This is a genomic window from Candidatus Omnitrophota bacterium (assembly GCA_028716165.1).
In the GTDB taxonomy this organism is placed as follows: domain Bacteria; phylum Omnitrophota; class Gorgyraeia; order JABMRG01; family JABMRG01; genus JAQUQI01.
This window is the reverse complement of sequence record JAQUQI010000001.1, coordinates 120,015-141,633: the sequence shown is the minus strand read 5'-3', so window position 1 is coordinate 141,633 and position 21,619 is coordinate 120,015. Positions and strand designations below refer to the sequence as shown.

28 protein-coding genes are annotated in these 21,619 nt (G+C 41.4%); all 28 read left to right on the top strand.

The genetic code is table 11. From position 1 onward, the window contains the following. The first annotated feature begins 8 nt into the window (after positions 1 to 8). The 28 genes from PHV77_00700 (at position 9) to PHV77_00565 (ending at position 21,411) form a co-directional block, all read left to right on the top strand. The gene (locus PHV77_00700) at positions 9 to 260 is read left to right on the top strand and encodes a ferritin family protein (GenBank protein MDD5503820.1); all 252 of its coding nucleotides are present in this window, start codon (positions 9 to 11) and stop codon (positions 258 to 260) included. A gap of 247 nt (positions 261 to 507) precedes the next feature. Further along, a complete protein-coding gene (locus PHV77_00695; protein ID MDD5503819.1) occupies positions 508 to 630 on the top strand; it encodes a hypothetical protein in 123 nt (40 codons plus the stop codon). A gap of 47 nt (positions 631 to 677) precedes the next feature. After that, positions 678 to 1,286, top strand: a complete 609-nt coding sequence (locus PHV77_00690; protein MDD5503818.1) for a class I SAM-dependent methyltransferase — start codon at positions 678 to 680, stop codon at positions 1,284 to 1,286. A 3-nt stretch (positions 1,287 to 1,289) separates the two neighbouring features. Next, positions 1,290 to 2,150 (top strand): ATP-binding protein, encoded by an 861-nt coding sequence (locus tag PHV77_00685; GenBank protein ID MDD5503817.1) that lies wholly within the window; start codon positions 1,290 to 1,292, stop codon positions 2,148 to 2,150. Positions 2,151 to 2,161: 11 nt separating this feature from the next. Continuing rightward, positions 2,162 to 2,557, top strand: coding sequence for a pyridoxamine 5'-phosphate oxidase family protein (locus tag PHV77_00680; protein MDD5503816.1), 396 nt, complete (start codon positions 2,162 to 2,164; stop codon positions 2,555 to 2,557). A gap of 4 nt (positions 2,558 to 2,561) precedes the next feature. Beyond that, positions 2,562 to 2,906 carry a CoA-binding protein gene (locus PHV77_00675; GenBank protein MDD5503815.1) on the top strand — a complete coding sequence of 115 codons (345 nt, stop codon included), beginning with the start codon at positions 2,562 to 2,564 and terminating at the stop codon, positions 2,904 to 2,906. A 49-nt stretch (positions 2,907 to 2,955) separates the two neighbouring features. Continuing rightward, positions 2,956 to 4,305, top strand: a complete 1,350-nt coding sequence (locus PHV77_00670; protein MDD5503814.1) for an FAD-dependent oxidoreductase — start codon at positions 2,956 to 2,958, stop codon at positions 4,303 to 4,305. 14 nt (positions 4,306 to 4,319) lie between these two features. Further along, positions 4,320 to 5,771 carry a [FeFe] hydrogenase H-cluster radical SAM maturase HydG gene (gene hydG / locus PHV77_00665; protein ID MDD5503813.1) on the top strand — a complete coding sequence of 484 codons (1,452 nt, stop codon included), beginning with the start codon at positions 4,320 to 4,322 and terminating at the stop codon, positions 5,769 to 5,771. 9 nt (positions 5,772 to 5,780) lie between these two features. Next, positions 5,781 to 6,632 (top strand): P-loop NTPase, encoded by an 852-nt coding sequence (locus tag PHV77_00660; GenBank protein ID MDD5503812.1) that lies wholly within the window; start codon positions 5,781 to 5,783, stop codon positions 6,630 to 6,632. Continuing rightward, on the top strand, positions 6,595 to 7,635 hold the full coding sequence (locus PHV77_00655; protein ID MDD5503811.1) for a DUF2099 family protein: 1,041 nt from the start codon (positions 6,595 to 6,597) through the stop codon (positions 7,633 to 7,635). Before PHV77_00660 ends, PHV77_00655 begins: the two co-directional genes overlap by 38 nt. A gap of 56 nt (positions 7,636 to 7,691) precedes the next feature. Next, the gene (locus PHV77_00650; protein ID MDD5503810.1) at positions 7,692 to 8,057 is read left to right on the top strand and encodes an iron-sulfur cluster assembly scaffold protein; all 366 of its coding nucleotides are present in this window, start codon (positions 7,692 to 7,694) and stop codon (positions 8,055 to 8,057) included. Beyond that, positions 8,054 to 8,710: a methylenetetrahydrofolate reductase C-terminal domain-containing protein gene (locus PHV77_00645; protein MDD5503809.1), complete on the top strand. Its 657-nt coding sequence runs from the start codon at positions 8,054 to 8,056 to the stop codon at positions 8,708 to 8,710. The genes PHV77_00650 and PHV77_00645 overlap by 4 nt, the downstream gene beginning before the upstream one ends. 16 nt (positions 8,711 to 8,726) lie before the next feature. Then, the gene (locus tag PHV77_00640; GenBank protein ID MDD5503808.1) at positions 8,727 to 9,554 is read left to right on the top strand and encodes an Mrp/NBP35 family ATP-binding protein; all 828 of its coding nucleotides are present in this window, start codon (positions 8,727 to 8,729) and stop codon (positions 9,552 to 9,554) included. After that, entirely contained in the window at positions 9,551 to 10,342 is a 792-nt protein-coding gene (locus PHV77_00635; protein ID MDD5503807.1) for a radical SAM protein, read from the top strand. The genes PHV77_00640 and PHV77_00635 overlap by 4 nt, the downstream gene beginning before the upstream one ends. Positions 10,343 to 10,351: 9 nt before the next feature. Beyond that, on the top strand, positions 10,352 to 11,248 hold the full coding sequence (locus PHV77_00630) for an ARMT1-like domain-containing protein (GenBank protein ID MDD5503806.1): 897 nt from the start codon (positions 10,352 to 10,354) through the stop codon (positions 11,246 to 11,248). Then, complete coding sequence (def, locus tag PHV77_00625; protein ID MDD5503805.1) at positions 11,236 to 11,739, top strand: peptide deformylase; 504 nt, start codon at positions 11,236 to 11,238, stop codon at positions 11,737 to 11,739. Before PHV77_00630 ends, def begins: the two co-directional genes overlap by 13 nt. 231 nt (positions 11,740 to 11,970) lie before the next feature. Beyond that, a complete protein-coding gene (locus tag PHV77_00620) occupies positions 11,971 to 12,222 on the top strand; it encodes an Rrf2 family transcriptional regulator (protein MDD5503804.1) in 252 nt (83 codons plus the stop codon). A gap of 50 nt (positions 12,223 to 12,272) precedes the next feature. Continuing rightward, positions 12,273 to 12,986: an MBL fold metallo-hydrolase gene (locus PHV77_00615; GenBank protein ID MDD5503803.1), complete on the top strand. Its 714-nt coding sequence runs from the start codon at positions 12,273 to 12,275 to the stop codon at positions 12,984 to 12,986. Between the two features lie 4 nt (positions 12,987 to 12,990). After that, positions 12,991 to 13,653: a hypothetical protein gene (locus PHV77_00610; protein ID MDD5503802.1), complete on the top strand. Its 663-nt coding sequence runs from the start codon at positions 12,991 to 12,993 to the stop codon at positions 13,651 to 13,653. 337 nt (positions 13,654 to 13,990) lie between these two features. Beyond that, entirely contained in the window at positions 13,991 to 14,308 is a 318-nt protein-coding gene (trxA, locus tag PHV77_00605) for a thioredoxin (protein MDD5503801.1), read from the top strand. Positions 14,309 to 14,329: 21 nt separating this feature from the next. Next, positions 14,330 to 14,566 carry a hypothetical protein gene (locus PHV77_00600; GenBank protein MDD5503800.1) on the top strand — a complete coding sequence of 79 codons (237 nt, stop codon included), beginning with the start codon at positions 14,330 to 14,332 and terminating at the stop codon, positions 14,564 to 14,566. 213 nt (positions 14,567 to 14,779) lie between these two features. Further along, positions 14,780 to 15,097 (top strand): DnaJ domain-containing protein, encoded by a 318-nt coding sequence (locus PHV77_00595; protein MDD5503799.1) that lies wholly within the window; start codon positions 14,780 to 14,782, stop codon positions 15,095 to 15,097. Continuing rightward, positions 15,094 to 15,729 (top strand): class I SAM-dependent methyltransferase, encoded by a 636-nt coding sequence (locus tag PHV77_00590; protein MDD5503798.1) that lies wholly within the window; start codon positions 15,094 to 15,096, stop codon positions 15,727 to 15,729. The genes PHV77_00595 and PHV77_00590 overlap by 4 nt, the downstream gene beginning before the upstream one ends. Before the next feature lie 175 nt (positions 15,730 to 15,904). Then, a complete protein-coding gene (locus tag PHV77_00585; protein MDD5503797.1) occupies positions 15,905 to 16,147 on the top strand; it encodes a FeoA family protein in 243 nt (80 codons plus the stop codon). A gap of 147 nt (positions 16,148 to 16,294) precedes the next feature. After that, on the top strand, positions 16,295 to 17,269 hold the full coding sequence (locus PHV77_00580) for a 4Fe-4S binding protein (protein ID MDD5503796.1): 975 nt from the start codon (positions 16,295 to 16,297) through the stop codon (positions 17,267 to 17,269). Positions 17,270 to 17,296: 27 nt separating this feature from the next. Then, positions 17,297 to 19,015 carry a ferrous iron transporter B gene (locus tag PHV77_00575; protein ID MDD5503795.1) on the top strand — a complete coding sequence of 573 codons (1,719 nt, stop codon included), beginning with the start codon at positions 17,297 to 17,299 and terminating at the stop codon, positions 19,013 to 19,015. A gap of 456 nt (positions 19,016 to 19,471) precedes the next feature. Then, positions 19,472 to 20,071: a DUF6088 family protein gene (locus PHV77_00570; protein ID MDD5503794.1), complete on the top strand. Its 600-nt coding sequence runs from the start codon at positions 19,472 to 19,474 to the stop codon at positions 20,069 to 20,071. Positions 20,072 to 20,358: 287 nt separating this feature from the next. After that, positions 20,359 to 21,411, top strand: a complete 1,053-nt coding sequence (locus PHV77_00565; protein MDD5503793.1) for a Fic family protein — start codon at positions 20,359 to 20,361, stop codon at positions 21,409 to 21,411. The last annotated feature ends 208 nt before the right edge of the window (positions 21,412 to 21,619 follow it).

The window sequence follows — 21,619 nt, the reverse complement described above, 5'->3', positions numbered from 1 at the left end:
GAGGTGCGATGCCATTCTTTGAACCGTTGGAAAAAATGGATCCAAAGCATGTTGATTTAGAAAGAGCAAGAAAATCTTTACGCGAGGAATTGGAGGCGGTTGATTTTTATCAGGAACGTATAGACGCTACTGCTGATGAGTCGTTGAAAAAGCTTCTTACGCACAATATGAACGAAGAAAAAGAGCACGCGGCAATGTTGATTGAGTGGATCAGAAAGAAGGATCCAACGCAGGATAAAATGTTTGAAGAGCACGATTAGGAGGTGATTATTATGCCAGGACGAGATGGAACTGGGCCGTTGGGCCAAGGATCAGGGATGGGCAGGGGAATGGGTATGGGCAGAGGTAGACGAGGCAACGCGGGGCCGGGAGGTAATTGTGTTTGTCCAAGCTGCGGGACTAAAGTTATTCATCAAGCAGGCACACCTTGTGGCTCGATGAGCTGCCCTAAATGCGGCATAAGAATGGTACGAGAATAGTAAAAGCAAAGGAGGGTTATCATGCCAAATGGCCAAGGCAGAGGCAGGATGGGAGGTAATCAGTCGGGAGCTGGTCCTGGAGGGAATTGTATATGTCCCAAATGTGGAGAAAAAGTGCCGCATCAACAAGGGGCTCCTTGTTACGATGTGAATTGTCCTAAATGCGGGACCAAGATGAGAAGAGAATAAGGGAATAATTTGGATAAGGAAGTTATAGTAAATCATAAAAGGTATTTAGAGAGAGTAAACTATTACCGAAGCTTTGGCTACGACATAGAGAAGGAAAGAGATTTTATCCTTGATAAATCCCTGCCTATTTCTGGGCAAATCCTTGAAATCGGAACAGGTAAAGGTCATTTTGCTCTCGCTTTGGCAAAGCGCGGATTTACTTTCACCAGCATAGATATCTCTAAGGATGAGCAAGAGATCGCTATGCTAAATCTGTGTTATTTTGGCCTTGCAAAACAGGCAATATTTAAAATTGAGGACGCTGAACGCTTGGGTTTTTTAGATCACAGTTTTGATATTATTTTTTCTATTAATGTATTTCATCATCTTGAAAGACCGTTGGCGGTATTAGACGAAATAACCCGTTTATTACGCCATGGCGGTAAGGTGGTCTTAAGCGATTTTAGCGATAAAGGATTAGAAATTATTAATGCCTGCCACACGAATGAAGGCAGGACACATGATTATTTTAGGAATCGCCTTGAAGAAGCAAAAAAATATTTCATTGATAAAGGTTTTACTATAAATGAATGCGCTAGCATCGTGCAAAGCGTGCTTATAGCCGAGCGGAGTACATAATATATGATTATCTCAATAGCAAGTGGAAAAGGCGGGACAGGCAAGACGACGATCGCGGTTAATTTGGCTTTATCTATCAATAACGTGCAGTTTTTGGATTGCGATGTGGAGGAACCCAACGCGCATATTTTCTTAAAGTCTAATATCGAAAAACAGCAAAAAGCCTATATTCCTGTTCCGGAGATTGACGAATCCAAATGCACTTATTGCGGAAAATGCGCCAAGGTATGCGTATTTCACGCGATCGCGGTTTTGCCAGGCCAAAACGGAAATAAGGGAAGCACTTTAGTTTTTGCTAATTTATGCCACGGTTGCGGCGCTTGCAGTGCCCTATGCCCGGAAAAGGCAATAAAAGAAGTAAATAGAGAAATAGGGGTAGTGGAACTTGGCGTTTGCGGAGAGATTGAATTCATACACGGGAAACTTAATATCGGCGAAGCAATGTCTCCGCCGCTTATCCGCCAGGTCAAAGAGCATATTAATCTTAAAAAAACAGTTATTATCGATGCTCCTCCCGGAACATCCTGTCCTGTGGTTGGTTCGGTTAAGGAAAGCGATTTTTGCGTTTTAGTCACCGAGCCAACGCCTTTTGGTTTAAATGACTTAATTTTGGCAGTAGAGGTCCTAAGGAAATTAAAGATCCCGTTTGGGGTGGTAATCAACCGCGCTGATTTGGGGAATAATAAAACCGAGGAATACTGTAAGAAAGAAAATATACCCGTGCTAATGAGAATACCCTTTAGAAAAGAAATCGCCATGGCTTATTCAAAAGGGGAGCCGATGGTTAAGGTATTCCCCGACTATAAGAAAGATTTTCTGTGTTTATACGAACAGATTTTAAAAGAAATATCTCAGAAGGAGTAAGGCTACTTTTAATGAAAATACCTAAGAAAGTAAAAGATATTTTTAATAACGAGCCGGTTCATCAGCTTGCTACATCGTCAAAAAACGGTGTTCCTAATGTTTGCAATGCGGGAGCGAAATATCTTCTGGATGACGAAACTATCATCATTGTTGATAACTATATGAATAAGACATTAGCGAATATTCTTGAGAATCCTTTAGTCGCGATTCTTGTGAGAAGCGGCAAGGAGTCGTATCAAATCAAAGGTAGGTGCAGTTATTTAAATTCAGGGCCTCTATATGAAGACGCCAGGAAATGGATGAAATCGATGGGAGAAAAGTATCCCGCTAAGGGAGCGCTCAAAATAGAAATAGAAGAAATTTTTGATGCGAACAGCGGTTCTGGCGCGGGTGAGAAAATAGAATAGGTAAATGGAAGATTTAGTTAAAGAATTTTTAAAACAGAAAAGATTTGCCGTAGTAGGTTCATTCAGAAATGAATTTAAATTTGCCTATAAGATTCTAAAGGACTTAATACATAGAGGCTATGAGGTTTTTCCTGTTAATCTCCGTTTAAGCGAAATTGAAGGTAAGGTTTGTTATAAAATTGTAAGCGATATACCGTGTGTAGTGGATGTTGTTGATATAGTTACGCCTCCGCCAGCGATCGAAACCATCTTACAGGAATATTTTCAGAAAGGCATAAAGCGGGCATGGATTCAGCCGGGTGCGGAAAGCGAAGCCGCCATACAATTTTGCCATGATAACAATATATGAGTGATTCACAGCATCTGCGTAATGATGGAATCATTAAAAGGGTGACAAGATGAATAAAAAAACGGATATATTGGTTGTTGGCGCTGGTCCCGCCGGAGTGGTATGCGCGGTAACCGCCAGAAAATACTACCCTGGGAAAAGCATCATGGTAATGAAGGATGTGGCGGATGGAGTCATTCCTTGCGGAATTCCCTATATGTTTGCCAGTCTTGCTAATCCTGATGAAAATAAATTAGGCATGGCGTCTTTGGAGAAGAATAATGTTGAAGTCGTTGTTGACTCCGCTGTACGCGTCAACCGTAAAGAAAAAACCATAGAAACGGCAAAGAAAGACATATATTCCTATGAAAAATTAGTGTTAGCGGTGGGTTCAACTCCCATCATCTTGCCTATTAAGGGCGTGGATAAAAGAGGGGTTTATCCGATAAATAAAGAAATGGGGTATTTGAAAGGCGTGATAGCCGAGATCAAAAAGTGCAAAAATGTGCTTGTTATCGGCGGCGGGTTTATCGGTGTAGAGTTTGCTGATGAACTTTCTAAAATCAAAGGTATCAGTGTTACGTTAGTAGAAATGTTTCCGCAGATACTTGCCAATTCTTTTGACTCTGAATTTTCGCAGATGGCCGAAGCACGGTTAAGGGAAAAGGGAGTCGTGGTTTTGACTAATACCAGGGTAGAGGAAATAATCGGGCAAGATAAAGTTGAAAGAGTGAAGTTTGCCGATGGGAAAGAAATTCCGGTTGATGGGATAATTCTTGGGGTAGGTTCCAAGCCGAATGTGAAAATAGCCGTAGATGCCGGATTAGAGATAGGTTCTTGCAAGGGTATTATGACCGATGAGTATATGCGCACATCAACCGATCCGGATATATTTGCGATCGGAGATTGTTCTTGTAAGAGAGATTTTTATACTCGTAAAGCGATTCCGGTGATGTTGGCTTCTACCGCGACCGCCGAGGCAAGGATTGCCGGAGCTAATCTTTATCAGATCAAAGTGATCCGTGAAAATAAAGGCACTATCGCGGTATATTCGACATACATAGACGGGTTAGTTTTAGGATCGGCCGGGCTCACCGAAAAAACCGCCCGCGAAGAAGGTTTCGAGATCGTTGTTGGAAGCATCGAAGGCGTAGATAAACATCCAGCTTCTTTGCCGGGTGCCTGTAAGGGCAGGATCAAGCTTATTTTTTCCAAGCAGTCTGGCATTATTCTAGGGGGTCAGGTAAGTTGCGGCATGTCATGCGCACAGATGATAAATATTATAGGAGTCGCGATTCAAAAGCGCATGTCGGCTACGGAACTGGAGACTTTGCAAGTTGCTACACACCCTTATTTGACAAGCGCCCCGACAATGTTCCCGATAGTTTTAGCGGCCCAGGATGTGTATGGAAAAATGTAACATGTTAGGTGATCATGATTAAAACAGAAGAAATTAACCGTTATATGGCGACAGGGGATTTTATTGATGAAGATTCCATTACAAATGCCCTGATTCTTAACCAAGATCCCGATTCGTTTAAGATCAGGGATATTTTACAGAAATCGCTCGCCATAGAAACACTTGATTTAAATGAAACCGCGGCATTATTGAACGTGCGTGATGATAGTTTGTGGGATGAAATATTTGAGACGGCAACAATAGTAAAAAAGAAAGTATATGATAACCGTATTGTAACTTTCGCCCCGCTTTATTGCAGCAATCTTTGTATTAATAATTGCGCGTATTGCGGGTTTAAAAGCGATAACACTATAGAAAGGAAAAAATTATCTCTTGATGAGATAAGCCAAGAGGTAGAGGTATTGGCTGGTGAAATAGGCCATAAGCGCTTAGTAACGGTATATGGGGAGCATCCCGATTCAGATGTTCATTACATTGCCGATTCTCTTAAAGCCGTTTATTCAGTAAAAGTTAAAACCAAGAATGGATACGGCCAGATTCGCCGGGTCAATGTGAATTGCGCTCCGCTTTCAATAGCGGATCTTGCCATATTGAAGGAAGCCGGTATAGGGACGTATCAAGTTTTTCAGGAGACATACCACCGCAGAACATATCAGAAATACCATCCGGCTTCAACGGTAAAAGGGAATTATCACTGGCGGCTCTATTGCATGCACCGGGCATTAGAGGCTGGTATTGATGATGTGGGTATAGGTGTTCTGTTCGGTTTGTATGATTGGAAATTTGAAGTGATGGGTCTGGTATCTCATGCCCGTGAGTTAGAGAAACGCTTTAGCGGTGTCGGGCCGCATACTGTTTCTATTCCCCGTCTTGAGCCCGCTATGAACGCGGCGCGCGTGTTAGAAACTGGATATAAAGTTTCAGATGATGAGTTTAAGCGTCTTGCCGCGGTGATCCGGCTTGCTATTCCCTATACAGGGATGATCTTGACTGCCCGGGAGAGTCCGGGAATAAGGCATGAAATAATTCCTATTGGGTGCACGCAAACCGACGCGTCTTCACGTATAGGAATCGGAGTATACAGCAAGAAATATCTTAGCCAGGAAGAAAATCGGCAGCAATTTTTATTGGGAGATACCCGCTCTCTTGATGAAGTTATTGCTGAGTTGGCAGGCATGGGGTTTATCACATCATTTTGTACTGCCGGTTACCGTTGCGGCAGAACGGGGGATCGCATTATGGAGCTTTTACGTTCCGGCAAAGAGGGGCAATTTTGCAAATTGAATGCTATCCTGACATTTCGGGAATGGCTTGATGATTTTGCCAGTTCAGCAACGAAAAAGGCAGGGGAAGAGATAATAGCAAAAGAAATAAAAGAGGTCAAAGAGCGGTTGCCTTTATTTTATCCGACATTGGTTGAATATTATAAAAAAATCAAGAGCGGCGAAAGAGACATTTATTTTTAGGAGAATATTATGAAACAAATAGTTGTTATCAGTGGAAAGGGCGGAACGGGCAAGACCGTGATTACCGGGGCATTCGCCGCTTTGGCGAAAAATAAAGTCATGGCTGATTGCGATGTGGACGCGGCGGATTTGCATTTGTTATTACAGCCCAAGATAAAAGAACGGCACGATTTTAGAAGCGGATTAAGCGCCGCGATAGACAAAAAGACCTGCCAGCAATGCGGCAAGTGTATTGCCGTGTGCCGTTTTAATGCCATAAGTGACAGTTTTGTTATTGACCCTGTGTCTTGCGAAGGATGCGCTTTTTGCAGCCATATTTGCCCGGTTGGGGCTATCAGGATGAAAGAAAACCTCGCGGGAGAATGGTTTATTTCAGAAACACGCTTCGGTCCTATGGTGCATGCTAAGCTTGGGATTGCAGAGGAGAACTCAGGGAAATTAGTGTCTTTGGTGAGGAAACAGGCGAAAGAATTGGCAGAGAAGAATAATTGCGACTGGGTGATTATTGACGGCGCTCCGGGCATAGGGTGCCCGGTTATCGCTTCGCTTTCAGGAATTGACTGCGCGGTTGTGGTAACCGAGCCTACGTTATCCGGATTGCATGACGCCGCTAGAGTTATTGAGGTAACGAAACATTTTAACGTTCCAGCGCAGTTGATAATTAATAAATATGATTTAAACGCGGAGATGTCAGAGAAAATAGAGAACTATTGTAAAGCTAACAACATTCCTCTAATCGGCAAGGTAAAATTTGATAAAACGGTAGTTGAATCTATGGTAGAGGGTAAGACAATAATTGAACATAAGGATTCGGCGGTAAAGGATGAGATTTGCCGTATTTGGGAAAAATTGCGATCTTAAATATAGGAATATTATGGATAGGCGGGATATTCACGTTCTAAAATATTTTTCATCGTATGTGAGTGTTTCTGACGGAAAGGTAATCAATATTACTGATCCGACGCTTACTTATTGTCCCTTAGCGGAACATTTGTATAAGGATTTCAGGGGTAAGAGTCACAGTGATAAAGATGCCATCAAAAATGTCATAAAGATGGCGATCGAGTCAAAAATTAAAGATTACGGGTTCTTTACTGATGAGAGAAAGATTTTATTTAATGATGTCGCGATACCGTACGGCGCGTCAGAAATGATCAGTTTTTCATTGAGAAAAAAGGTGATTGACGCGGCGGTTGTAGTCTGCGACGGGGCAGGCACGGTGATTACCGATAAGCCCAAGATTGTTCAAGGTATTGGCGCCCGGATGAATAGCCTATTGATGACTTCTCCTGTTAAAGGGATAATCAAGAAGCTTAAGTCGTTTGGCTGCCAGGTAGTCTTTGAAAACGCGCTTATTGATCAGGCGCGCGGGGTTCAGGAGGCGGTAAGGGCCGGGTATAAAACCATAGTGGTTAGCGTATGCGGTCATTCCGCGGAGAATTTAAAAGCGATTCGTTCGATAGAAAAAGAATATGATGTCAGCGTAATTACTTTAGCAGTGTGCACGACCGGGATAACTAAAGATAAGATTAATATCATACGCGACCACGCTGATTTAGTGTGGAGCTGCGCTTCTTCTGATGTGCGCCGGATAATCGGCTCTTTGGCGATATTGCAGTTATCCCGGCAGATACCGGTATTTGTTTTAACCGAAAAGGGGTTAGATTTTGTTGCAGCGTATTCTCGTAACAAGGAAATTATAGATGATTTAGACAGTAAAAAACAATATCTTGCTTCAAATGAACCAAGCGGACAGCCTGTGTATCTGGGGAATTTTAAGGTATTTATCAGAGAGTGTAAATTACCGGTTAATGCCCGGAAAGAGCCTATTTTTGAAGATAAGAATGAATACGCGTCCGTATAGATAGATCGTATCCGGAGGATGTTTATATAAAAGATTCGGTTAATAAGGAAGAAACGGTGGGTTATCCTAAAGAGGTTATAAGCCTTTTAAATGACCCTAAGTTTTTTGGCAGGATAAACGATCCCGCGGCTTCTTCATATTTAAAAGGTCCCTGCGGGGATTTTATGGAGTTTTATTTAGTGATAGAAAACAATAAAATCACGGACATCAGGTATTATACGGATGGATGCGGGGCTACCCGGGCATGCGCCGCAATGGTTGCACATTTGGCTTACGGCAAAAATGTAAAGGATGCTTTATCTATTTCGGCGGGAGAAGTGATTAAACGACTGAAAGGTTTACCGGAGGATCATCTGCATTGCACTATTCTATCGGTAAGCACGCTTTATCGGGCAATAGCGGATTATTTATTGAAAGCATGATTATAACAAAACAGAAGCCATTAGATGAAATAGTTAGTTACATCAAGAATGACTCGGCTGTTTTCTTGATTGGTTGCGCTCTTTGCGCGACTGCCTGTAAAACCGGAGGAGAGGTTGAGACAAAGGCAATGGCCGGATTATTGAGTGCTAAAGGCAAAGAAGTAACCGGATGGGATATCCTTAATCCGGCGTGTTATATTTTAGAGTCAAAGAAATTGCTTCGGAGAAAAGAAAGAGAAATAACCGAAGCGGATTCCATTGTTAGCCTTGCCTGCGGTGGAGGTACCCAGGCGATAGCCGAGATTATAGGCAAACCAGTTTATCCGGCAAATGATACGTTATTTCAAGGAGAGATAATCCGGCTTTCTCCGCAGGAAGACCGTTTTGAGAAGAAATGCCTTATGTGCGGAGAGTGCATTGTCGGTGTTACCGGTGGTATTTGTCCGGTAACACGCTGCCCTAAGGGGCTTCGCAGCGGCCCTTGCGGAGGCGTTAATAAGGGTAAATGTGAAGTTGACCCTGAGCGGGATTGCGCATGGGTGCTGATCCATAACAGGCTAAAGGAGCTTGGACAACTTCAGAATTTACAAATACAAAATAAGCCGCGGGATTATCGTAAAGAACGAGATTACGTTTTAGTTAATAAGCGATAGCAAAATGGAGAGAAATATGGAAACCAAAGAAGCGGAATATTTAGAACAGGAGAAGCGCCTTAAGGAAAAGATGGCGAAGGTAAAACACCCTCTTATTGTTATGAGTGGTAAAGGCGGAGTAGGTAAATCGACGGTAGCGGTAAATCTTGCGTATGCATTGTCACTTTCGGGCAATTTGGTGGGTATTTTAGATATTGATCTTCACGGTCCTAATATTGCTAAGATGTTGGGAATAGAAAAACAATCGCTTTATAATTTTGAATTCGGGATCCAGCCGGTGGGGGTTTCGGATAATTTAAAGGCAGTGAGTGTCGCGCTTACCGGATACAATTCCGATCAGCCGATTATCTGGCGGGGGCCGTTGAAAACAGCGGTTATAAGGCAATTTTTAGCTGATGTTAATTGGGGTGACCTGGATTACCTTGTTATCGATTCGCCCCCGGGAACAGGCGATGAACCGTTAAGCGCCTGTCAATTAATTCCCAATGTGACCGGGATCATTATAGTGACTACACCACAGGATGTTGCCATACTTGACGCGAGAAAGAGCGTATCATTCGCCAAGGAGATAAAGATTCCGGTTGTAGGTATTATTGAGAACATGAGCGGGTTTGTTTGCCCTCACTGCCACGGAGAAGTAGATATTTTTAAGAAAGGCGGCGGCGAAAAGGCGGCGCAGGAGTTGAAGGTGCCGTTTTTGGGCAGGGTTCCGTTTGAACCGGAATTTGTTGAATTTGGCGATAAGGGTACGCCATTTGTTTCATTTGGGCACAAAACGAAGTCAGCCGAGTCTTTCGTAAAGATTGTGGCAAAAATAAAAGAATTCGTCGGAGATACGAAATGAAAAAAGGATTTCAATATATCTACGGCCCTGTTCCGTCTTGGCGGCTGGGTAGTTCCTTGGGCATAGATTTGCTTTCGCAAGCAGAGAAGATCTGCAATTTTGATTGTCTTTATTGCCAAATAGGGCAGGTTAAAGAATATGCAAGTGAGCGGAAGGTTTATGTGCCTGTTAAGGCGGTTATTGAAGAACTCCAAAAATTGCCGGAAACCAATATTGATTATATTACTTTTTCCGGAAGGGGAGAGCCTACCCTGGCGGCCAATTTAGGCGAGGGGATTAAGGCGGTAAAGTTAATCCGCAAAGAGCCGGTTGCGGTTTTGACTAATGGTTCTTTGATGGGGATGGATGAGGTAAGAAAAGAGATTATTTCGGCGGATTTTGTTGTTGCCAAGTTAGATGCCCATTCCCCCGAATCTTTACAGAGTATCAACAGGCCTGTTAAGGGAGTAGAGTTTGGAAATATCGTAGAAGGAATAAAGGTTTTTAGGAAAAGTTATAAAGGGAAATTGGCTTTGCAGATGATGTTGATAGACAACAATAGAAATGACGTTAATAAACTAATATATCTGGCGAATTATATCAAACCGGATGAGGTTCAGGTCAATACTCCGTTAAGGCAATGCAGTGTCAGGGCATTATCCAAAGAAGATATTTTTAAAATAAAAAATAACTTTCTTGACGCTTGCGCTGGAATACAGGTAGTCTCGGTGTTTGATGAAAGAGATGGCAAAGACATAGTTTCCTTAAGCGATGAGGATACGTTAAAAAGAAGGGGTAAGGTTAAATAAGATAAAGTTATGAAAACATACATAGATTGTATTCCTTGTTTTTTTAAGCAGGCGCTTGAGGGCTGCCGGATCGTGCGAATAAGTCCAAAACAGCAAAAAAAGATTATTGATGCGTTTGCCTGCGAGATACCCAAGATATCCCTTAATGCAAGTCCCCCGGAGATAGCCCGGATTGGTTATAGGCTTTTAAGCGATGTAGGTTTTAATAGAGATCCGTATCAGGCTATAAAGCAGAAAAGCAACCGTTGCGCGTTAAGGTTATTAGGAAAATTGAAGACAAAAGTTGACCGTGCCGGGGACAGGCTTCTTGAGGCCGCAGAATTAGCTATTGCCGGTAACATTATAGATTTTGGCGCGAAGAATAATTTAAACGTAAGAGAGGAATTGAAGAAAATACTCGCTGAGGAAAATAAAGTTATACGTAAACAATCGGTTTTTCATTATAAAGAATTCAGGCGGGCAGTTAGAAATGCAAGGGATATTTTATACCTGGCCGATAACGCAGGGGAGGTAGTATTTGACCGGATTTTGATAGAAGAGATAAAAAAGGAATATCCGGATAAGAACATCTATTACGCCGTTAAAGAAAAGCCTGTTATAAATGATGCGTTATTTGAAGATGCCAAGGTTTGCGGGATTGATAAAACGGCCAGAATAATTTCTAATGGCACGGACGCTCCGGGAACGCTTCTTAGGCTGTGTTCCAAGCAATTTAAGCAGATATATAAGCGCGCGGATATGATTATTAGTAAAGGCCAGGGGAACTTCGAGTCATTATCGAACGAAAAAAGGCCTATTTTCTTTTTATTCATGGTGAAATGCCCGGTAGTCGCCAAAGAGACCGGCTGCAAAATGGGTACCATAGTATTGTTTTACAACCTTAAAAATAAAAAATGGAACCATTAGAAATAAAAAAATATCCTGAAAAAGTATTACGGAAAAAGTCGCTTGAAGTAAAAGAGATTACCAGCAAAGAAGTAAGGCTCTTTGAAGTGATGCTCTTTACGATGCGTCACTTTGCCGGTATCGGCTTAGCTGCTCCGCAGATTGGAATTTCCAAAAATTTAATAGTCGCAGATATTGAAGGATGCGTGATCAAATTGGCTAATCCCTTGATCTTAGACGCAAAAGGCTCGGATAAAATGGAAGAAGGTTGTTTAAGTATGCCCGGTGTCGGCGTCGTCATAGAGAGGCCGGATCAGATTGTTGTAAGCGGATTGAACGAGAAGGGGGAAGCCGTTGAATTAAAGGCGCAGGGGCTTTTGGCGCGAGTATTACAGCATGAAGTAGACCATCTAAGAGGAAAGTTGATTATCGATTATATGGGTTTATTGGAGAAATTTACATTGCTTAAGCCGATGTTATCAAAAGTAAAGGATAAACATGCCAATTTATGAGTATAAGTGCAGGGATTGCGGGAAGGTAAGTGAGTTTTTAATCGGCGTTACTAAAGAGAAAGCCGAAATCAAATGTAGCTTTTGCGGCAACAAGAAATTAGACAAATTGCTTTCCCAAAGTTTTGTGGCCACGGGCGATCGTATTATTGGTTTGCAGGGAGGCAAGACATGTTGTGGCAGGGCAGAGCGGTGCGATACTCCGCCTTGTTCGGGAGACGGGGTTTGTAAGAGATGAAATTAGTTACTAAGGATATCCATTGTGCGGTTAAATCGTTGCATTATTTTACTAAGTATTCGGAAAAAGTAATTACGGTAGATGAATTGGTAAAAAAATTGAATATGCGCAGAGCTTTTTCGAGAAGGATTTTACAGGCCTTGAGCAGGCATAAAATATTGAAATCTTTTCAAGGACGCGGCGGCGGTTTTACGCTGAATGTTAGGCCGGATAAAATACGCATTATGGATGTTATGGATATTTTTTAAGAGTGTCGGTAGCTGATTTGAAAAGGTATCTGGAAAGGTAGAACAGGCAAATGAAAATAAAGGTTATTTTTGATAAGGCCGCTTCGGATAAGAAACTTAAAACTGGCTGGGGTATTTCTTTTCTCGTAGATGGAAAAATATTATTTGATACCGGAGAAAAAGGAGAATGGCTGCTTGATAATATGTGTTTTTTAGGCGTTGATATTAACAAAATTGATACGGTAGTGATTTCTCATGACCATTGGGATCATTGGGGCGGTCTTTGGGATTTGTTGACACAGAGGGCGGGACTTAAGGTTTATGCCTGCCCAAGATTTGGCAAGGAGTTTAAGGAGAGAGTTAAGAAATGCGGTGGAGAATTGATAGAAACCGAAAAAGTTACCGAGATTGCAGGCGGTATTTATACCACAGGAGAAATACCAGGGGCGTATAAAGGCAAATATATGGCAGAGCAAGCTATTGCCTTGAGAACAAAAAACGGCCTGACAATTATTACCGGATGCGCTCATCCGGGAATATTGAAGATGGCAGAAAAGGCAAAGACGAAATTCCCAGGTGAGTTAATTTACCTTGCTTTAGGCGGATTCCATCTAATGGATTCGGATAAACGGGCAATAGAGATAGTGGCGGAGAATTTTAGAAAGATGAACATAATAAAAGCCGGGCCTACCCATTGTTCCGGAGATATGGCAGAAGAAATTTTTAAGAGATTTTACGGGGATAATTTTATTCCGATTGAAATAGGCCAAGAGATAGAGGTTTGATAATATGGTAGGGCAAATTCTTAAAGAATTAAAAGCACACGCGCCTTTTACGATATTCGGCACACTTACCGGAATCTTTATTATGGTGTTTACGTTGAGATTGCCCTATGAGATTTCATACAATATTTTCTATGTATTGCATCCTTTACATGTATTTTTAAGCGCGCTGGTTACCGCGGCAATGTATAAACTTCATACCTGCCCCAGCGTAGGCGTCAATTGTATAAAAGGAAAGTGTAATTTTTGGGCTTTAATCATAATCGGCTATGTTGGTTCTGTGGGTATCGCGACTGTGAGTGATTCCTTAATCCCTTACGCAGCTGAAACTATGCTCGGCATGCCTAATAGAGGGGTGCATCTCGGTTTCATCGAAAAATGGTGGTTAGTTAACCCGTTAGCTTTTTTAGGTATTATTATTGCTTGGGTTAGGCCGCGGACAAAATTTCCTCATGCCGGGCATGTTCTATTAAGTACCTGGGCCTCTTTGTTTCATATGATTATGGCAAAAGTTGAAATTTCGGGCTGGTTTACTTACGCGGCTATTTTTATATTCATCTTTTTGGCAGTGTGGATTTTCTGCTGCGTAAGTGATATAGTTTTTCCGCTTTTATTTGTTAAAAAACAGATGACTTATAAGGATCTTTACGCACGAAACAAGATTCATTAATGAGATATTTACAGTTTTAAAGGAGAAGTTGGGTAAAAAAGGGCCGGGCGACAGGTTATAGTTAATGCCCGCTTAAGCCCTTTTAGCCATGTTACTGCCGAAAGCCCCCAGGGCTCTTTTAAGGAGTTGATTAAGGGAGAAAAGTTTAAAAATGTACGGCTTGAAGTTTTTTCTCTTGAGATTCTATAAGAATGCAAAAACTGTAAGCGTGCCACCCGAATTACCAAGAGGGTATTCGGTTGTCCTTTTTGTGACAGTGCAGATGTTAATATCCAAATGGATAAGGAATTTTTCGTGGAGTCGATAGAATTAGGAAGTAGAGGGAAGGAGGTAAAAAATGGGGATTAATATAGACGATAGCAATTTTAAAAAAGAGGTATTGGAAGAAGGTTTGCCTGTTTTGGTGGATTTCTGGGCAGTGTGGTGCGGGCCTTGCCTTAGAATGGCTCCCGTGATTGAACAAATTGCTAAAGAGTATAAAGGAAAATTAAAGGTTTGTATATTAGATGTGGATCAAGCGCCTAAGACAGTCGCCAGCTATGAAGTTATGAGCATACCGACGTTGGCGATTTTTAAGAATGGGAAAGTAGTGAATAAGTTTGTCGGCGCGGTCCCAAAGACAGAACTGGAAGCCGCGTTTAAGCCTTTTATATAATATAATGCGCAGGGGTGGCAGATGGGCATAGCAAAGGGTACTAAAGATTCTATCCATAAATCGGTTGTGACATGGGATGAAAAAGAAAAGGTATTTTTGTGCTCAATAGGGCATAAAACTATTAAAATAGCCGCTTCTTTGGGTGCAAAAACACACGATGATATGGTCACACCCGAAGAATTATTTGTGGATTCGGTTGAGGGGTTCATTAACACGCTTTTTTGGATTCGGCAAAGCGTAATAGTATCAAAATTGTAAGCTATGACAGCGAAGGGCAGGGGATCATTGGAAAAGCCGGAGATAAACCTATTTTTATCGAAATTAAGATTCAGCCCAGAATAGTTGTTTTTACGCGCGGCCAAATCGGAAAAACCAAAGAGCTTACAAATCTTGCCGGGAAAAATTGTGCTATAACAAGCCTTGTTACATGCAAAATTAGCATTTATCCGGAAATAAAAATAAGGTCATAATATGATTAATTTTAAACAGGTTGATGAGGCAAGAAAAATTTTAGGATTAGACGAAGAGGCGAGTATAGAAGAGATTAAAGATTCCTTCAGAAATCTAGCCCTTAAATTTCATCCGGATAGATGCAAGGATAAAGAAAAGAAATATTGCGAAGAAATGTTTAAAAAGATAAATCACGCTAAGGACATTATTGGAAGCTATTGCTCCAATTACCGGTATTCATTCAAAGAAAAAGAGATCAAGAAAAATGTCATGTCAAAAGAGGAATACGAGCATCTTAAAAGGTTTTACGACGGCTGGTTTGGAGACTTAGGTTTATGAGCGATGTCTTCGATGAACAGTATAAAAAATATGACACATGGTATGACAAGCATAAATTTGCATTTTTATCAGAATTAGAGGCGATAAAAAAATTCACGCCGAGGGATAAAAAAGGGCTGGAAATTGGCGTGGGCACAGGAAGGTTTGCCGCTGCCTTAGGGATAAAGTGGGGGATAGATCCTTCGCCCAGGATGCTTGATATCGCACAAGAGAGAGGTATAAATGTCAGAATGGCTTTTGGAGAAGATTTGCCTTTTTTGAATGAGTCTTTTGATTATGTGGCAATTATTATCACTTTATGTTTTGTGAATGATCCCAGAAAAGTTTTAGAAGAGGCATACCGTGTTTTAGAGAAAAACGGCAAAATAGTGATCGGTATCGTAGATAAAGAAAGTTTTTTGGGGAAGTACTATCAAAAAAAGAAAAGCGCATTTTATAAGCAGGCACGATTTTTCAGCGTTCAAGAGGTATGGAATTTGCTCAGAATGGTTGGTTTTTCTTCCCCTTCTTACTATCAAACAATATCTATTTTTCCGGATGAGATGAATTTAGTCCAAAAACCAAAGAGGGGGTTCGGCAAGGGTGGGTTCGTAGCGATCGGTGCTAAAAAACTATTAAGAGGGGGAAAATGAGCGGATTTGTCAATAAGTGCTTGGTAGTTTTTTCTTGTGTTCATAGAATTTGTCCCTTGTGCGCAATTTCCCGCAAGTTTCCTAGAGCAAAGCTCTCGAAGGTAGTTTTTCTTTGGGGCAAGATTTGTCCTTGCTGCAATATCTATTTTCTGGCTAAAAGGAGAAATCTTATAAAATGAATGAGATTGAAATAGATTTAACACAGTTACAGCCCGGAGAAGGCGGTGTTATCAAGGATTTACAGGGTGGCCACGGCTTTGTCAGAAAATTACAGGGACTTGGGGTGCGGCAGGGTAAGAGAATCATTAAGGTGAGCTCTCATTTTTGGCGCGGGCCTCAGACGGTAGAAGTGGATAATGTGCAGATCGCCATTGGTTTTGGCATGGCAAAAAGGATTATGGTCATAGTTAAGCGATGAATATTATAAAAAAGTTTAGCATGAAGAATATTTATTTGTGTGTCATTGTGGTTTTAGCCAGCGGTGTTATTGCATTATATATGGGCAATTATGCCGGTATTGTTAATAAACCGATAGCAGTTTCGCCCGATTCTACATTGAGACAAATTGCCCAAAGTAATAATATCCCTGTTAAAAAAAATTCTGCATATTTTAAGCCACGATGATCCTTCGATCTGGAAAGTATCGCGTAATCAGCCGATACGAACAATACCTATCGATTCTAATGTTATAAGAGCGGCAGTATCACATATTAAAGAAGAGCTTGGTTTTATAAAATATGCCGTGAAATTAATTTTTTTAGCGTTTTATTTATCTTTTATATTATTGTTTATCTTTAATCTGAAGAATATAGGTAAAGCACGGGCCATTGTATTGATATGTACCGTCCTGATATTTGGCATTGCGTTTGGCGCAACACCTAACCCCATGGAATCCCTTGTTAAGGTGTTTAAACTATTCAATAAAATGGAAGGAGAGGGGAAGATACTTATAAGCATCTTTTTTATTTTTACCACATTTTCATTAATCGGTTCGAAATTTATATGCAGTTGGGGTTGTCCGATAGGAGCGTTGCAGGAATGCCTTTTCAATGTTATGGGTTGCAGGAGTAAGCATAGTATCAGAATTCCATTTTGGTTATATTCTATGTTAAGGATGTTTATATTCGGTGTATTTTTGGTTCTTTTATTTGGTTTTGGAGACGCGGTTGTTTATGGAATTAAGGATTTTGTGGTATACCATCACGTGAATTATTTCAAGATATTCAATTTCCATGAGTTAGCGAAGATAGCATTATATACTTTACCTGTTTTTATCATCTTAAGCTTATTTATTTTTAGACCTTTTTGCCATTGCGTATGTCCTTTCGGGCTGTATTCTTGGTTATTAGAAAATATCTCCATAAATAGGATACATATTGATACAGAGAAATGCATACGGTGCGGGAAATGCGTGAATGTATGCCCTACAAGCGCTATGAAAGATATTTATAATAAAAAGGTTTATTTCCTTGCGGAGTGCTGGTCTTGCGGTAAGTGTAAAGATATTTGTCCTGTTGGCGCCATAACGTATGCGAGATAACAAATTAATTGTGATGATTATTGAGAGATGAGCATAGATAAGATCTTATTAATAGGTAACCCTAACGTCGGCAAGAGCGCGATATTTTCCCGTCTTACCGGAGCGAAAGTAGCCATTTCTAATTATCCCGGGACAACGGTTGAATTTACTCAAGGTAAATTAAAGATCGGCGATAAGACCGCGGTGATTATTGACGTGCCGGGAACGTATACTCTAGAAGCGACCTGTAAGGCCGAAGATGTAGCTTGCCGCATGCTGCAAGAAGGAGGTGTTGTCGTTAATGTCGTAGATGCCACAAACCTGGAAAGAAATTTGTCTTTGACTTTACAGCTTCTGGAAAAAAATATTCCGGTTATAATGGCGTTGAATATGTGGGATGACACAAAGCACCGTGGTATAAATATTGATATCAAAAAGTTGGAAGAACATCTGGGGGTGCCGGTTGTGCCTGCCTGCGGCCTAACCGGAGAGGGCATTAAAGAATTAATCAGCCGCTTGACCGAGGCAAAAATAGTAAAATTGTCCGCTCTTTCCGATGGCCAGAGATGGGAGAAGATAGGCAAGGTTGTTGAAGAAGTTCAAAAGTTGACCCATCGGCATCATACGCCGCTGGAGATATTGGAAGATTTGAGTATTAAGCCCTTTACCGGTCTGCCTATCGCCATAGGCGTAGTTTATTGTTCCTTCTGGTTAGTTCGTTTTATTGGAGAGGGTTTGATCGGAACTTTGTTCACGCCCCTGTTTGAGAAATTATGGCTTCCGCTAATGATGAAATTAAGCGGGTTATTAGGAGAAGTGGCATTTCTGCATCATATCTTCATCGGGAATTTAATAGGCGGCAATATTGATTTTGGCCAATCCTTCGGGCTATTGACGACCGGGCTTTATGTGCCGATAGCTATGGTTTTGCCTTATATTTTCAGTTTTTATCTTATATTGGGGATATTAGAAGATTTTGGGTATCTTCCCCGATTAGCCGTTCTCACGGATAATTTTATGCATCATTTAGGGCTACACGGGTATGCGATAATTCCTTTTATTCTAGGGTTGGGCTGTAACGTGCCCGGAGCGCTGGCTACCCGGATATTGGAAGAACGCCGCGAGAAATTTATCGCCGCTACTTTGATGGCGGTCGCGATTCCTTGTATGGCGCAAATTGCCATGATCGTTGGGTTAGTTGGGCAGAGAGGCGGAAAATACGTAGCCGTTGTTTTTATGACTCTTTTTATTCTTTTGATCATCAAAGGAGTATTCTTAAATAGGGTTTTGAAAGGCGCCAGCCCGGAGATATTAGTTGAGATCCCGCCTTACCGGATACCGCAAGTTCAAGCTGTACTTAAAAAACTTTGGATGCGAGTATCCGGTTTTTTAGGCGAAGCCCTGCCGTATGTGCTTTTAGGAGTGTTTGTTGTGAATATTTTGTATATGCTGAACATAATAGATTTCCTGGCATATGTTTTTACACCGATTCTAACCGGACTATGGGGGCTTCCTAAAGAGGCTATTTCTGCGTTGGTGGTAGGGTTTTTGCGAAAAGATGTTGCCGTTGGCATGCTTGGGCCGCTTGGTTTAACTGCAAAGCAATTGGTAATCGGTTCCACGATTTTAGCTGTTTATTTTCCCTGCATTGCTACGTATATGGTTTTAATCAGAGAGCTGGGGATAAAAGACGCCCTTAAAAGCGCGTTTATTATGATAGTAGTTGCGTTGGTTACCGGCGCGACTCTTAACCTTCTGCTTGTTTAACCCTATTCCACGTACGGTAGCATAGTTTAGCCTGCCCGGTAGAGTTTCCTTTTGTCCCCTAATCTTTTCGGATTAGGGGTTTTGTTTTTAACTCCTCGGGTCCTTGGAAGGGGGTGTCGGGTGAGGGTCGGGCGAGGCGCGGGGAGCCAATGATTATAACCTAAAAAATCGATGTCCATGTCCATGCAATTGGAGTTTGGGCATCTATGGTCAAACCTGCCAGAATAAGTGCCCAGCGTCGGAAAACAGGCGATTTTAGGGGTATCCTGCGGGCGTCCGGGAGGGCTCAAAAAGGCCATTTTGATGGACAAGGATGGACACGTAAATGTCCACTAAATCGAAATGTCTACTGGGGAGTGGACATTTTGGGCACATAATAGCTCGGGGGCTTAAAGATAGCTTGACTTTTTGTAACAAAAAATATATACTTTTTGTGACAAGAAAGAGGTGTTGAAAATGGCACAAAGCATTGAGAATATGATAGTTAGCAGGATTTATGGCAACAAGAGGGGTTGGGTCTTTACCCCAAGCTTCTTTTATGACCTAGGAAGTCGTGTAGCGATAGCTCAATCTCTGCTTAGATTAGCAAAATCAGGAACCATACGTCGTCTGATGAGGGGTCTATATGATTATCCTATAAAACATCCGGATTTTGGCGATCTCCCGCCCAATTATAACCGTGTTGCGAAAGCATTGGTCGGACGAGATAATTTGAAAATTCAGCTTTCCGGTGCATACGCCGCCAATCTGTTAGGTTTAACAGAGCAAGTTCCAGCAAAGATTGTTTTCTTTACAGATGGTCCTAATCGGAAAGTGCAGATTGGAAAGCAGAAGATCGTCTTGAAAAGAACAACACCGAAAAATATGGCAACAGCCGGATGCATAAGCGGGTTAGTTATTCAGGCCCTACGCTATTTAAAGCAGATAAACGTAGATTCGGTTATCGTAGCAAAGCTTAAGAGGCGATTATCTAATAAGGATAAAAGCACACTTATGAATGATATTCGTTATGCGCCTGTATGGATAGGAAGCATCTTTAGAAAAATACAAGAGTGAGATAATCAGAGGTATCAGCAGGCGTCCTATTTAGTTACACCCTGCCAAATGGGTATAAAAGACTTCTTACTTTTAGCACCCCGCTATATGTAGGGTGTTATCAAATAGGACGTCTACGTATGCTATAAATTCCCAAGCGTATGAGACTATAGCAATGCTCACTAATTAGTGAACATTTAAGGCTGGCAGTGATTCCGAAAGCAAAATTTTATTGACATATATATCCTAAGGTATATAATCTAATATAATCTCATATAGTTAAAATACGAGTTTTAAAAAAAGTCGTTATGCCCAATACCTTTAATCAAAGATTAGAGAATCTTCCCCCGGAAATCTGGTCAAAAATCACCAAAATAGAGGAATTAAAAGGTCAGTGGATAAGTGGTGCACGGTTGAGCCCCCAGGTGTTAGGTCGCCTTAAAAGATCGGTTCTGGTTACCTCAACCGGAGCTTCTACGCGTATCGAAGGCGCCAGGCTTTCCGATGAAGACATAGAAAAGCTTATGCGTGGCATTTCAATTCAGAAATTTGCCGACCGCGATAAACAAGAAGTAAAAGGATACTATGAGTTACTCCAAAATGTCTTCGATTCCTGGAAGCATATCCGTTTTTCCGAAAACGCAATCAAGCATTTTCATAAAGAACTCCTAAAATACGTCCAAAAAGACAGGCTTCATCGGGGCGAGTATAAAAAAACTGAAAATAAAGTCCATATGATTGATACCGAAGGGAAATCTGTCGCTATTCTTTTCGATACTACGCCCGCATATCTTACGCCTATAGAAATGCAAGAATTAGTTGAAGCAGCGCAAAATGCCTTTAAAGAAAATAAATATCCCCCTTTATTGATTATAGGGAATTGTTTGGTTGAATTCTTGAAAATTTATCCGTTTCAGGACGGCAATGGCCGGATTTCCCGCATCCTTACGAATTTGCTTTTATTGCAGGCCGGTTATCAGTATATGCCGTATGTTTCGCACGAAAAGTTGATAGAAGATAACAAGGCCGACTATTATATGGCCCTAAGAAAAAGCCAGAAAACATTAAAAACCAAACCTAATATTATTCCTTGGCTGGATTTCTTTCTATCAGTGGTTTATAAGCAGTCTCAATTGGCCGTTGAACTGTTATCCAAGGAAAACATTGAAAAATTGTTATCGCCTAAGCAAATCGCTGTCTGGGAATATTTACAGACTGTTGTTGAGGCAGCACCGAAAGATATCTCAAAAAATGCCAAAGTTGCCCAGCCAACAGTAGCCCAAGCGTTAGATAAGTTAATTCGCCTTAAAAAAGTTGAGCGCATCGGCCTTGGCAGGAGCACAAGGTATAGGAAGATTTAGATATGAATTACTGGTGAGGTATCAGCAGGCGTCCTATTTAGTTACGCCCTGCCAAATGGATATAAAAACTTCTTACTTTTAGCGCCCCGCTATATGTAGGGTGTTACCAAGTAGGACGTCTACGTAAACTAAAGGATTAATTGCAAGCAGGATAAAGAGTTATGATAATCACCAAGGGATGAACCGAACGTAAGTGAAAAAGAAAGAG